We start from the raw sequence: 13,403 nt of genomic DNA, 5'->3' as shown, positions 1-13,403 counted from the left end.
AAAAGCAAAGATGTTTCGTATCAATCAAAAATTGTTGCCATATTTCAAAGGATTTAGCTTTTCAGCGGATGTTATCTGTATACATGAAATGTCGATTCTCTTTGAGCTATCGAGATTTGGAAGAAATGATGAGTATAAGGGGAGCAAAATGCTACGTTACAAAGGTGGGTTATCACCACTGATAGATGAGGCAGTAAGGAAAAGAAAGAAGCAGGTTGGTAGTAGTTGGAGAGACTTACATTAAATTAAACGGTAAATGGGTTTATTTATATACTGTAGACTTGTGTGTTAGTAGAGACAAGTCTGCAGCACTTGCATTCTTTCGTAAAGCCTTCAGGAGTAACTATCTTCCTGAGAAAATTGTAATTGATAAAAGCGGCAGTAATACTGCTGCTCTTGATGATTTGAATGCAGAAATTTCTGAAGATTACAGTTCTTCAAATAAAATATCTAAATAATATTGTTGATAGATTTATCAAAAAACTAATAAAGCCAATGCTTGGGTTTAAAAGCTTCCATTCCGCAAAGATTACCATCACAGGCATAGAAAATATTCGTATGATTCAAAAAAGACAAATTATTAAAATAATGTTTCTACTTTTGAGAATTTTGCTATGTTAATGGCTTCATAACTCCTATAATCCCACCTTTAATGATCTTCTTTCCTATGGTTTATAGATTCGACAGAACCGTTTTTATAGGATTGGGGCTAAAGAAAACTTGCATGTAAATGTATCAAGGTATAAAATTATAAATATTAAGAATGAATAGGTTAATTATGAATCTTGTAACAAAATCCGCTATCGATTTTACTGCTTCGGCTGTTCTTGCTAGTGGAAAAATAGTTGATGATTTCTGTTTAAGTAAACATATAAAGGATAAGTATGCTGTCCTTTTTTTCTATCCACTTGATTTTACTTTTGTCTGTCCAACTGAGTTGATATCATTTAGCAACAAAATAGAAGATTTTTCAAAACGTAATGTTGAAGTGATAGGAATAAGTATAGATTCAAAATTTTCACACTATAAATGGCGAAACACTCCAGTTAATGATGGTGGTATTGGAGAGGTTAGCTACAATTTAGTGTCTGATATCAAAAAGTCTATATCAAGAGACTATGGGGTCTTATATGATGACTCAATTGCACTAAGAGCAACTTTTGTTATTGATGATAAGTTTGTTGTACGTCATCAATCGATAAATGATTTTCCTTTAGGGCGTAATATCGATGAGTTTATTAGAATTATTGATGCAATAAAACATAATGAAGAGCATGGTGAAGTATGTCCAGCAGGGTGGAAAAAAGGTAAGCCAGCAATGCAGGCAAGCGATGAAGGAGTGGCTGATTATCTAAACTCACACAGTGCAGAATTATAAATTGAGTACAAAAGTTCTTATTATTGGATCTGGAGCAGCGGGTTATGCTGCTGCTATATATGCAGCACGTGCAAATTTAGAGCCAATTGTAGTAACAGGAATGCAACCTGGTGGTCAGCTTACAATTACTACGGATGTTGAAAACTATCCAGGTTTTATTTCTATACAAGGTCCAGAACTCATGGAACAAAAGAGGTTGCATGCAGAGAAGGTGGGGGCAAGGGTAATAAATGACGAAATAAAAAGCGTTGAACAACTTGAGGATTCTAATGAGTATAGATTTAGATCTTGTGGTAATGCTAGTGACTACTATTCGAATGCAATTATAATCGCAGCTGGTGCGCAAGCGAAGTGGCTTGGCCTGGAGAGTGAAAAGAAATTTCAAGGTTACGGAGTTTCGGCATGCGCAACTTGTGATGGTGCATTTTTTAGAAATAAAGTTGTAGCTGTGGTTGGTGGTGGAAATACTGCTGTTGAAGAAGCAATATTTTTAACTCGATTTGCTAAGGAAGTTATACTGATACACAGGCGTGATAAGTTAAGAGCAGAGAAAGTAATGCAAGACAGGCTCTTTAAAAATGATAAGATAAAGGTAATATGGAATCATACCGTAGAGCAGATTCTTGGAGAAGAAAATCCTAAAAAAGTTACTGGCATTACAATTAAATCGACGAAAACCAATAAAGTTCAGGAATTAAAAGTGGATGGAGTGTTCATTGCAATTGGGCATGCACCAAATACAGGTATTTTTAAGGGCTTTGTTGAAATGGACCAGCAAGGTTATATAATTACGAAACCTGGAACAACTCTAACCAGTAGGATAGGAGTGTTTGCCGCTGGTGATGTTCAAGATAAGGTATATCGCCAGGCAGTAGTTGCAGCAGGTACAGGGTGCATGGCTGCACTTGATGCAGAAAAATTTTTGGAATCATAATTAGTTCTAAAATTTTTAACTAAATTACTTGCAATTTTCTTTGTTTTTTTTATAATTATGTTAATAAATTATAGGTTGAGGAGAATTTAGTATGCTTTCGCAAAATAATGTAGATTTTGGAAGAAGGGTTGTTAGTGATGTAGGATTACGAACTCAAAATCAAACAACTTCAGGACAATCAACAACAAAATTATTTAAAGCTATTGATGAAGAAAATCTAGGAGATTTTGAGCGAGCTCTGGAAGAAGGTGCGAATGTTAATACGTTTGATGAGGGATATACACCATTAATGACTATTATCATGGGTGGTGATGATAGTCCTACAAACTTAAAAATGATGACTTTGCTTTTACAGCACCAGAATTTAAATATTAATGCTCAAGAAACTAAAAAATCCAATACAGCTCTACATCTAGCCTTTCTCATGGAAAATAGGAATTTTGTACGGATGTTACTTAGACATCCTAACATGAATACAAACATTAAAAACAAAGTTTTTCTTCTTCAGGATCAATATCTTGAGCCTCGATATAATGGTTTCAGAGCAGAGCTTATAAAACATGCAGAGTACAAACAATGGTTTTTTTATACTCCTCAGGGATATATTGAAAAAATAGGGCGAATACAAAAAAAGGAGTTTTCACATCTTACAATAGAAATACAAAAAGCACAAACAGGAAAAGAATTATTAGATGCTCTTTCTAACAGAAATATTGACCGAGCAAAAAGACTATTAAATCAAGAACTCAACCCTAATTGTTGGAAAAGAAATTCAAATGGAGAAATAGAAACACCACTTAGCCTGATTATCAAATCATGTTTACAAGGAATAACAGAGGAAAATAAAAAAGAAGTACTGACTAAATTTTTAAAACATAAAGACCTAGATTTTAGTCAAATAAAACCAATACCAGCTATAGAGCAAAATTCAAGATTGAAGCAAATCATTGAAAAAGCTATGAAAGAGCGATTAACTGATGCTATTAATAGAAAAGATTTGGATTATGTAAAAAAATTAGTAGAAGATAATTGCTTCATAAATCGTGCAATTGTCACCGCTGTGTTGAGGAATGTTAATAATCCAAGTGAATCTATTAAAAATTATCTCAATGAGAAATTTCCTGCAAGTATGGAACAGCCTTCAGCAAATGCACATAATGTTGCTCCGGAAATAAACGATGAGTTTATTGCTCAAGAATTGCAGCGACTTGAAAACCTGGAAGGTGAACTTGAAAGAACAAAGGCTCAACTTGCAGAAAAAGAGCAAGAGTTGAATAGGACCGTAGATGAAAGAACAAGAGACACTGACAAAATTTCACAGTTAGAAAGGGAGTTGAGACAAGTAAGGCAGGATAATCAGGAAAGAATTCACACTCTCACTGATCAAGTAGCTCGACTTACTAGAGAAAAAAGTCAACTTGAAAACCTTAGAGATGAGCTTGAAAGAACAAAAATTCGACTTAGAGAAAAAGAGCAAGAGTTGAATAGGACCGTAGATGAAAGAACAAGAGACACTGACAAAATTTCACAGTTAGAAAGGGATTTAAGGCAAGAGAGATTAGAACTTCAAGCTCAAAATCAAGACTCAAAGAACAAAAACAGAAAACTTTCAGAAGCAAGCATTTATAATAGAAGGCAAAGTAACTATGCCTCTGCCTCTTTTGTGTTATCTGGAGCGTTTGCTATTGGTGCATGTTTAACAATATCGAATTTAGAAATATGTATTTCACTTGCTGTAGCTGCACTTGTTTTCATTGCAATTGGGTGCTACTGTTCATATAAAGCAAGTACAGTACTGAGTGATGTGACAAGCACTGAATTTGGTAATGTTATCAGTTTAAGATAGAGTTAAGGTTTTTACTTCTTCTCTAAACTCTGCTGAAAGTTTTATACATCCTGAAAATACCTTGATAATTCGAGTGAATGTGAACCTGAGTGGTTTCAAGACTTAAATAGTTGTTGTAAACTTGCTTTTATTATCTTTTAGTTTAAGAAATTAAAAATTTAACGATGAGAATTATAATTACAGACCAAAGTAAAAAGTAGGCTTTTCCATTTGATCTATTTTTCACTTGTAATTTTTTGTCAGCTATTAGGTTTAATTTTTCTATAAGGCTAAATATTCCTTGGATTGTTTTGATGGGATAAGAGCTTTTAATTTTTTCCCTATACCCTATTTTACTTTCATGTTGACTGTTTATCCATGTTTCAACTACTTTCCACATATTGATTTCTGGATAGACTTTCCTACATGTTCCTTCTAATAAAATCATAGTTTTCTGCAGCAATAACAATTGTGTTTGAACTTTCATATCAAAATCACCAGTTATTTTTAGTAGCTGAGTAAGTAATCGAGCAAATGAAATCTTCTGTATAGGCTGTCCAACAATGGGCTCACCTATTGCTCTGCAAGCTGTAACAAAATTTCTATGCTGTGATGGAACATAACCAGCTTTAAAGTGCATTTTTGCAACGTGATCGTAATCCCGATTTAAAAATCCCTTGAGTATCTCTATAACGTAGTAGCATGTCTCACGATCTATTCTACCCATGATTCCACAATCCAGGGCAATAATATTGTTATTACTATCGATCATTAGATTTCCTGGATGCATATCAGCATGAAAAAAACAATCCCTATACACTTGATTACAAAATGATTCTATAAGATTGATAGCTATTTGCTTGCGGTTATTCAGCTTTTCAACTTCGTATATTGGTATAGCTTCCATCCATTCTAATGTTAAAACCTTTTTTGAAGTTCTACTCCAATCTATTTCAGGTACGTAGAAACCTCTGTCATGTTTAGTATTTTCCTTCAGTTCCGAAGAGTGGGCAGCCTCAAAGCGTAGATCTAACTCTAATCGGCAAATTTCAGCAAAAGTTTTGACTAATTCAACTGGCTTCAGCCTTTTTGATTGTTCACTAAATTTTTCTGCAATTTCTGCAAGCCAAGAAAGCATTTTTATATCCCTTGAGAATGTTTTCTCAATATTTGGCCTCAAAACCTTTACAGCAACTTCCTTACCCTCAATTGTAACTGCTCTATGCACTTGAGAAATTGATGCTGCTGCAATTGGCTTTTCAGAAAAGCTTGAAAAAATATCGCTTAATTTACAATTAAACTCACTTTCTATAGTTTTAACTGCTATTTTATACGAAAATGATGGCAATCTATCACATATCAATAGCAAGTTATTTGTTATGTCCTCATTTAAAATATCAGTGCGTGATGAAATGGATTGCCCAAATTTAATGAACACCGGACCTAATCTTTCAAGAGCACGCTTTAGTTTATGACCTTGTATTTTATTTATTGATTTTTTTGATGGTGGAAGTAAATAAGGTAACACATTGTAGCGTGTTAGCACTGTAGTTATTTGCAGAAGACGTAGAATATTTTGAATCATTTCGCTGCGTAACTGCCAAATATTTCATTTATCTCCATAATTTCATCAGGTTTACCTTGATAATAGATAGTATTATTTATGCAAATTATGTAATCTGAGGATGGTAGAGCAGAGTTAAGGTCATGAGAAGTCATGAGAATCGACACTGATCGTTCTTTTGCGATTTTATTTATAATATCATAAAATTTAGCTCGTGCGTTAATATCCATTGCACTGACTGGCTCATCTAAAATGATCAAATCAGATTCTGAAATTAAACAGCGTGCAAGCAGCAGTAATTGTGTTTGTCCTGCAGAGATTTCTAATACTTGATTTTTTAGGATGTTACCGATACCAACCAATTCTATTGCTTCTGTAACAATGGGTTGATTTTTCTTCAATTTCTTCGAGGAGCTATTGAAAAGGAAAGACTCAACTGTTATTGGCATCAAATTACCAATACTAAAATTTTGTGGCATATAGCTAATTTTTATATTGTCAGCGAATACAATACTGCCAATAAAACCTTTATTTATACCAGCAACTGCTTTCACTAAAGAGGTTTTACCTCCGCCATTTGGACCAAGTATTGTAACTATATCTCCTCTTTCTACTGATATATTGATATTATCAAGAACTTTTTTACTACCATATGCAAGAGTAAGGTTTTCTATTTTTAGAATGCAGTTATTGACATTACTTAACTTTTTGGCGAAAATTGACTTCTTCTCAATATTTATATGAGACATTTACTGATTTTTTTTCTATTACTTTCACTTACACTATACTACAATAGTGCCTTTTCATCCAATTTAAAAATTGTAGCTACAATCAAACCTATACACTCACTTGTAGCTTCTGTTACAGATGGGATTTCAAAGCCAGAATTACTAATGTACGAAATAGTGTCTGAACATAACTACATGCTCAGGCCTTCAGATGCAAGTAAATTAGAATCTAGTAATATTATATTTTATATCGATGATTCTTTGGAAACATTTGTTAAAACTTTCGCTAAAGAAAATAAGAAGTTAATACCGCTATCAAGTGCAATCGATCTACTTCCTGCTCGACCACATTCGTTTTCTAGTCACATTCAAGATGAAAAAGATTTGCATATTTGGCTGAGTCCTGAAAATGCAAAAAGTATGATACTTTCTATCAGTGCAACATTATCTAATATAGATAAAGAAAATGCCTATCGATACAATACTAACGCAGAGGAGGCTATAAGAAAGATAGACCAAGAAGTAGAAAAAATTACGAAAGAATTGGATGAGTTAAAAAATCAAAAATACATAGTTACTCACGATGCTTATCAATATTTCGAAAAATATTTTGATTTAAGTTACCCAAGCGCCATTCTTTCTATAGAAGAGGATTCTTACATAGGTATGAAGAGTTTAATGAAATTAAAAAAGGTAATGAAAGAGGAAAACGTTAAATGTATTGTTTCTCATTCACGAGAGGATAGCATAAAGCCTAATGTCTTTTCTAGTGACGTAAAAATGGTGATTCTTGATCCTATTGGATCAGATGTAGAGCCTGGAAAGGATGCATATCTAGATATAATCAGCAGCATTGCACAAAATTTCAAGTCTTGTTTCACTGAGTAATGAGTTCTTTTATCTATTCAGATAGCATTGCAAACTTAGTGCTTTCTATTCCAATCACAACTATACCGACATTATCTACCAGAAGTATATCATCCCAGTCTGGGATTCAGTTAAGTTGGTAAGCATAAAAATATTATGTTAAAGCACAACGTTCTTGATGAGATTAGGGCAAGCCAATGTCAGCTACTTGAATGACACCATTTGCTATGCCCTCAAAAATGAATGCTCGTACAGCTGTGTGCCAGCTACTTGCATCTGCTATTTTTACTCATAATTATCTTGCCTGAACGAACTTAATTTCAAGTAGTTAATTATAGAAATAATCGTATAAAAAAAAAGAAGATAACCAATATCTTCTTTTACTCTAATTAAAAAGACATTGAATTGTAATTGTCTATTTCATCTGATATAAGCGATAATTTTATGCTCTCAAAACGGAGATTACTTGCAATATCTGTTAACTGTTCACTAAGGTTACTTTTTCTGGTGAATGGTGTTCAGGAGCTTTTAATTTTCTATTACAGTCAGCCTTACACTAAGATCTATTAATTTTTGTCAATAAATCATTACCCTCGTATTTATTTTCACACTGTCTGTGGCACAAATTAAGTAAATCAACACCATGCACTGTCAATGAAGCAGAATCTTGTGTAAATTTTACCATAATATACTCCTTAATCTGATTATATCTATATTAACATATAAATGTGAATATCATACTAATATAGTTACTTTTTATGGCAAGTGGTTTTTGGTTATTTTCTAAACTTTCTTTATAAAAACCATAGGCGCCTATGGTTTTTAGCTAAAGTAAAGATCAAGTATCTGGCATTCTGGACATAAAATCCTCCTGTGTAAAAAAGATTAGAAAAAAAGTGCGGCGCACATACGACAGAGATTAAGTATGTGTGTGCATCCACGTACGCTGAAGAAGATACGCCACATTTTTTAATGAGTTTGATTGTTTAATGAAAAAAGTCTGCAGATAAAGATAGATTTTGAGCTCTTAAAATATCTTTGAATATGATTATAGTCAGATTTAAAATATGCGCAAGCAATTTTTTTCTGTAAAAGTTTAACAAAAGAATTCAAAAGTTTGTGAACAACCTCTAAGTGTATGGTCCCAGAGTGTGATGGTATATAGACTATCTGGATCATTTAAAGTGTCAGATCAAGTCTTATTTAATAAATTGAAGAACTAAGTTGTTGATAACTGACCTTTAATTTTTATAGGAGCACTTTCGACTTCTTTAGTAAGAACATACTATAAGAACTATAATTATGTGCATTTATACATAATACTGTGGGTAATTTTTTAAAATAAAAAGAAGTAGCCTATCTAGTGCCTTTAGTGTACATTAAAAACAGTAAATTTATACTAAAACTTCTACACTTGCCAAGCTTTCTAATGACTTTTTCCCATTTAAACAATAAAAAGGCCAGATCAGGACAAAAACGCTACCATTTTCAGCCCTTATTCAGGTGGCTCAATTCCCCGTAACTTATACAAGTTACCGTAATCTTTGAAAACCTCAAATAGACTTTCTCTAATGCAAAACAGTATAACTAGTGAGCAATAAGCTACACTCCTTTTAGCTGTAAGCTTTGCATGATAATATACTTACTTTAATTTTTCTTCTTTAAATAATACGTGTCTTCTGACCACTGGGTCATACTTCCTAAACTCGAGCTTCTTGGGAAGGTTCTTAGGATTACGTTTTTTTACACAAAAATAGCCTGTTAGTTTCTCTTCTCCAGTTTTTGTTGTTTTAGTTGCGGTGCTAACTAGCTTGACAAGCAAAGAAGCATTTTTTTTCGCCATAATTGTAGTGATATAATAAATTCTATGCAAGTTTAGAACGCAAAACACTGAAAGTCAACCCAATAATGCAGGTCGCAAAATTCTTGACAATCAATAATATATTAAGTAGTATAAGAAGATTTCAGAATGAAAAGCAGACGGTAAATAAGTGGCGAGTGATGGCAAAAGGTTATTATTGATAGAAAGTACTACCTGTTCTAACGAGGTAAGGGTTGCCCTACTAGTTAATGGTAGGGTTGTAGAGTTTGAACAAGAATTCAAGGAAAAAAGACAATTAAGAGGTAATATATACGTTGCTTATGTAAAGCGTATAGAGCCTGCTTTGCAGGCCGTGTTCATTGAGTATGGAAAAAATAAGCAAGGTTTTTTGTCTTTTTCTGAGATATCTCTAAATTACTTTAATATTCCAGAAAAAGAGAAGGAAATTTTCCCTGACGAAGGCTATTCGAGCGGTGTGGACTGTTCAAATGATAATTGCACAGAAGAAGGCCTAGATTCTACAGCTAGTAATGAATCCAGCAGTGGTTTTGTGAGGGAGGTACCTTTACATAGAAAATATAAGTTACAAGATGTGATTTCAGTAAATCAAAAGTTATTGGTTCAATTAACTAAAGAAGAACGAGGAAATAAAGGAGCTTCATTTACAACATACGTAACTTTGGTCGGTAGATACTGTGTTTTCATGCCCAATTCCATAAGTAGGGGTGGAGTATCTCGCAGAATTGAAGATACCAACGTTAGAAAACAGTTAAAGGATATATTAAATTCAATAAATTTACCAAAAGGGTCAGGTTTAATAGTAAGAACTGTTGGTGCAGGAAAAAGTAAGAAAGAAATTGAGCAAGATTACGATAATTTGACCTTATTATGGCAAAATATCCAGCAAAACTTCTCTTCTTTAAATGTTCCATCATTAATTTACAACGAAGCAGATGTAGTTATGAGATCTGTACGTGACTTTTGTAGTAATGATACAGAAATTATAGTATCTGATAGAGAAGTTTGTGAAGCGGTAAGAAAATACACTAAAAATGTGTTACAAGGAAAATTACGTCCTAGGTTATATAGAGGCTCTGTTCCAATCTTTACTTACTATCGAGTCGAAGATCAAATTTCTGAATTATATAGCAATAGAGTAGAATTACCATCTGGTGGGTCTTTGGTGATAACCTTAACTGAGGCATTTGTTTCAATAGACGTAAATTCAGGGAAAATGACAGGAGAAGATAACATAGAAGAAACAGCTTATAGAACTAATATGGAGGCATTATCTGAAATATCAAGGCAAGCGAATCTCAGGGGCTTATCAGGGTTAATAGTTGTTGATTTTATTGACATGTTGAAACTTGAGTATTGCAAAAATGTTGAATTTGCTATCAAGCAGGCGTTTAAAGATGATAAAGCTAAAGTTCAATTTAGCTTTATCAATGACTTTGGTTTAATGGTCTTTTCAAGACAAAGAATTAAACCAAATATACAGGAAATTAATACTACAGAGTGCTTACGCTGTAAAGGTATTGGAAGAGTGAAATCAAACGAAGTGGTTGTTGCATCGATACTAAGGGATTTGCAACATATTGCTAATAAAAATCAAAATAAGTCCTTTGATTTAATAGCACGCAGTGCAGTTATAGCGCACATTTTTAATAATAAGCGTGATATGGTTTCTACAATCGAAAAAGAGTTCAATATTACATTAAATGTTAGTATTGATAATAGTTTAGATGCAGATACATTTATTTTAAAGCAAGGAGACCATATTAATTTTAATGATTATAAGCCATTGCAGAATTCTGGATGTCAAATTGTGAATAGCAGGGATAAAGAAGCTGGTAGTTCAGATAAACTACCGGACAACTTTTGGTTAACTAAATGGCTTTCGCGCCTTTTGGGCTCTAACAACTAAACGGGACTTGTAATTAACGAGTTTTATACTTATATATTTTACATCAGATAATATTTAAAAGGGAGTATTCATTATGGGAAGAGCAATAGGTATAGATCTTGGAACGACAAATTCTTGTGTTGCAATAATGCAAGGTAAGGATACAAAAGTAATTGAGAATAAAGAAGGAGCAAGAACTACTCCATCTATAGTTGCATTTACTTCATCTGGAGAAAGGTTGATTGGCGCTCCAGCAAAAAGGCAAGCAACTACCAATGCAAGTAATACTTTTTTTGCAACTAAGAGATTGATAGGTCGCCAATATAGCGATCCTGAAATGAAGAATCTAGGTGTACCGTATAAGGTATTTGCAGCAAAAAATGGTGATGCATGGGTTAAAACAACTGATAGTAAAGAATACTCTCCTAGTCAAATTGGTGCATTTATACTACAAAACCTGAAAGAAGCAGCGGAAGCTTATCTTGGGGAAGAAGTAAAGGATGCTGTGATAACAGTGCCGGCGTACTTCAATGATTCTCAACGTCAAGCAACAAAAGATGCAGGAAAAATTGCTGGATTAAATGTCCTCAGAATAATTAACGAACCAACTGCTGCAGCACTTGCTTATGGTCTTGATAAAAAGCACGGACACACAATAGTAGTGTATGATCTTGGTGGTGGTACATTTGATGTTTCAGTTCTTGAAATAGGTGATGGAGTTTTTGAAGTAAAGGCTACAAATGGTGATACTCACCTTGGAGGGGAAGACTTCGATAATGCAGTAGTGAATTATTTACTGGGTGAATTCAAGAAAAGTAATGGCATTGATTTGAAAAACGATCCAATGGCTATGCAAAGAATCAAAGAAGCTGCAGAAAAAGCAAAGGTAGAATTGTCAAGTGCAATGGAAACAGAAGTAAATCTACCGTTTGTTACAGCTGATGCAAGTGGCCCAAAACACTTAAATATGAAGCTAACAAGAGCAAAGCTTGAAAGCTTAGTGAATGATTTAATTGAAAGGACTATAATTCCTTGCAAAAAAGCTCTTGAAGATGCTGGTTTGTCTGCTAGTCAAATTGGTGAAGTAGTTCTTGTTGGTGGCATGACTCGTATGCCAAAAGTCATAGAGAAAGTTAAAGAATTCTTTGGCAAAGATCCACATAGAGGAGTTAACCCTGATGAAGTTGTAGCAATTGGGGCTGCAATACAAGCAGGAATTATTCAAGGTGATGTAAGAGATGTGTTACTACTTGACGTAACTCCACTTTCTCTTGGTATTGAAACTCTAGGTGGAGTATTCACTCCACTTATTGAACGTAATACTACTATTCCCACAAAAAAATCTCAGGTGTTTTCAACTGCAGAAGATAACCAAACAGCCGTTACAATTAAGGTACATCAAGGTGAAAGAAAATTGGCGATTGATAATAAACTGCTTGGTCAGTTTAGTTTAGAAGGAATACCACCTGCTCCTCGCGGGGTTCCTCAAATTGAGGTGACATTTGATATAGATGCAAATGGAATAGCGCATGTTTCTGCAAAGGATAAAGCTACTGGAAAAGAGCAAAAAATACGTATTCAGTCTTCAGGTGGTTTATCGGAGGATGAAATAAATCGGATGGTGAGAGAAGCTGAGGAAAAAGCACAAGAAGATGAAAAGCGTAAGAAATTTATTGAAGTGAAGAATCAAGCGGATAGTTTAGTTCATTCTACAGAAAAATCTTTGACAGAATATGGTGATAAAATTTCTCCAGAAGATAAATCTGCTATTGAAAATGCAGTTAATGAATTAAAAGAGGCTAGTAAGTCTGATAATATTGATGATGCTGATTCAATACAACAGAAGGTTACTAATCTTTCTCAACTTTCTATGAAGCTTGGAGAAGCTATGTATCAAGCATCTCAGCAAAACAGTGCTGAAAATGGCTTTTCATCAGAAGGAAATCCAAATGATAAGGAAGAAAAAGTAGTAGATTCTGATTATCAAGACATGGATAATAAAGAAGAGAATAAGTAATTCGATTGTCATCCCAGTGCCCAGATACTGTGGGATGACAAGAGGAGCGTATTGTTGCTTAAAGGAACTATTGTGGATATTATTAAGACAATAGAAGAAAAATTACGCGATTCAATAGGTATAATTGGTATTAATGTTATAGATGAGTCAGCGAAGCATGCAGATCATTATTTTGCTTCTTCTTCGACACTACCTTCACATATCAAATTAGTATTAATATCTAACGACTTTTCTGGAATGAGCTCTTTAAAGAGGCATAAATTGATCTATGAATTATTAAAGAGTGAAATAGAACGAGTACATGCGATTTCTCTTCACTTGTATACGCAAAGCGAATACAATCTAAAAAATAAATAATAAAA

The 13,403-nt window shown here is 33.7% G+C and carries 11 protein-coding genes and 1 pseudogene; 8 read left to right on the top strand and 4 right to left on the bottom strand.

Going from position 1 to position 13,403, the window contains the following annotated elements; translation table 11 throughout:
- Nucleotides 1–10 precede the first annotated feature (10 nt).
- The 4 genes and pseudogenes from ACICP1_RS02335 (at nucleotide 11) to ACICP1_RS02320 (ending at nucleotide 4,158) form a co-directional block, all read left to right on the top strand.
- A pseudogene (locus tag ACICP1_RS02335) lies at nucleotides 11–632 on the top strand (IS6 family transposase).
- A gap of 146 nt (nucleotides 633–778) precedes the next feature.
- Nucleotides 779–1,378: a peroxiredoxin gene (locus tag ACICP1_RS02330; protein WP_010401485.1), complete on the top strand. Its 600-nt coding sequence runs from the start codon at nucleotides 779–781 to the stop codon at nucleotides 1,376–1,378.
- Nucleotides 1,365–2,312 carry a thioredoxin-disulfide reductase gene (trxB, locus tag ACICP1_RS02325; RefSeq protein WP_395461020.1) on the top strand — a complete coding sequence of 316 codons (948 nt, stop codon included), beginning with the start codon at nucleotides 1,365–1,367 and terminating at the stop codon, nucleotides 2,310–2,312. The genes ACICP1_RS02330 and trxB overlap by 14 nt, the downstream gene beginning before the upstream one ends.
- Nucleotides 2,313–2,403: 91 nt before the next feature.
- Nucleotides 2,404–4,158, top strand: coding sequence for an ankyrin repeat domain-containing protein (locus ACICP1_RS02320; RefSeq protein ID WP_395461019.1), 1,755 nt, complete (start codon nucleotides 2,404–2,406; stop codon nucleotides 4,156–4,158).
- A 142-nt stretch (nucleotides 4,159–4,300) separates the two neighbouring features.
- Here the strand turns inward: ACICP1_RS02320 and ubiB are convergent, their stop codons facing one another.
- Both ubiB and ACICP1_RS02310 read right to left on the bottom strand, forming a co-directional pair.
- Entirely contained in the window at nucleotides 4,301–5,722 is a 1,422-nt protein-coding gene (gene ubiB, locus ACICP1_RS02315) for a 2-polyprenylphenol 6-hydroxylase (protein ID WP_264377922.1), read from the bottom strand.
- A complete protein-coding gene (locus ACICP1_RS02310; RefSeq protein WP_395461018.1) occupies nucleotides 5,719–6,450 on the bottom strand; it encodes a metal ABC transporter ATP-binding protein in 732 nt (243 codons plus the stop codon). The genes ubiB and ACICP1_RS02310 overlap by 4 nt, the downstream gene beginning before the upstream one ends.
- Between ACICP1_RS02310 and ACICP1_RS02305 the strand changes: the two genes are divergently transcribed.
- On the top strand, nucleotides 6,442–7,317 hold the full coding sequence (locus tag ACICP1_RS02305; protein WP_264374829.1) for a zinc ABC transporter substrate-binding protein: 876 nt from the start codon (nucleotides 6,442–6,444) through the stop codon (nucleotides 7,315–7,317). The genes ACICP1_RS02310 and ACICP1_RS02305 overlap by 9 nt on opposite strands.
- A 535-nt stretch (nucleotides 7,318–7,852) precedes the next feature.
- Here ACICP1_RS02305 and ACICP1_RS02300 read toward each other — a convergent pair.
- Together ACICP1_RS02300 and rpmG are read right to left on the bottom strand one after the other, a co-directional pair.
- Nucleotides 7,853–7,981, bottom strand: coding sequence for a hypothetical protein (locus tag ACICP1_RS02300; RefSeq protein WP_264374830.1), 129 nt, complete (start codon nucleotides 7,979–7,981; stop codon nucleotides 7,853–7,855).
- A gap of 957 nt (nucleotides 7,982–8,938) precedes the next feature.
- A complete protein-coding gene (gene rpmG / locus ACICP1_RS02295) occupies nucleotides 8,939–9,139 on the bottom strand; it encodes a 50S ribosomal protein L33 (protein WP_012481745.1) in 201 nt (66 codons plus the stop codon).
- A 148-nt stretch (nucleotides 9,140–9,287) separates the two neighbouring features.
- Here rpmG and ACICP1_RS02290 point away from each other — a divergent pair, with 148 nt between their 5' ends.
- The 3 genes from ACICP1_RS02290 (at nucleotide 9,288) to ACICP1_RS02280 (ending at nucleotide 13,398) form a co-directional block, all read left to right on the top strand.
- Complete coding sequence (locus ACICP1_RS02290; RefSeq protein WP_395461017.1) at nucleotides 9,288–11,045, top strand: Rne/Rng family ribonuclease; 1,758 nt, start codon at nucleotides 9,288–9,290, stop codon at nucleotides 11,043–11,045.
- A gap of 73 nt (nucleotides 11,046–11,118) precedes the next feature.
- Entirely contained in the window at nucleotides 11,119–13,041 is a 1,923-nt protein-coding gene (gene dnaK / locus ACICP1_RS02285; RefSeq protein ID WP_395461016.1) for a molecular chaperone DnaK, read from the top strand.
- A 72-nt stretch (nucleotides 13,042–13,113) separates the two neighbouring features.
- Complete coding sequence (locus tag ACICP1_RS02280; protein ID WP_265030515.1) at nucleotides 13,114–13,398, top strand: BolA family protein; 285 nt, start codon at nucleotides 13,114–13,116, stop codon at nucleotides 13,396–13,398.
- The last annotated feature ends 5 nt before the right edge of the window (nucleotides 13,399–13,403 follow it).

The sequence above is a fragment of the Wolbachia endosymbiont (group B) of Ablattaria laevigata genome, assembly GCF_964277395.1.
GTDB lineage: Bacteria > Pseudomonadota > Alphaproteobacteria > Rickettsiales > Anaplasmataceae > Wolbachia.
Note: the sequence above shows the minus strand (reverse complement) of the source record. Positions and strands in the feature narration are given on the sequence as shown.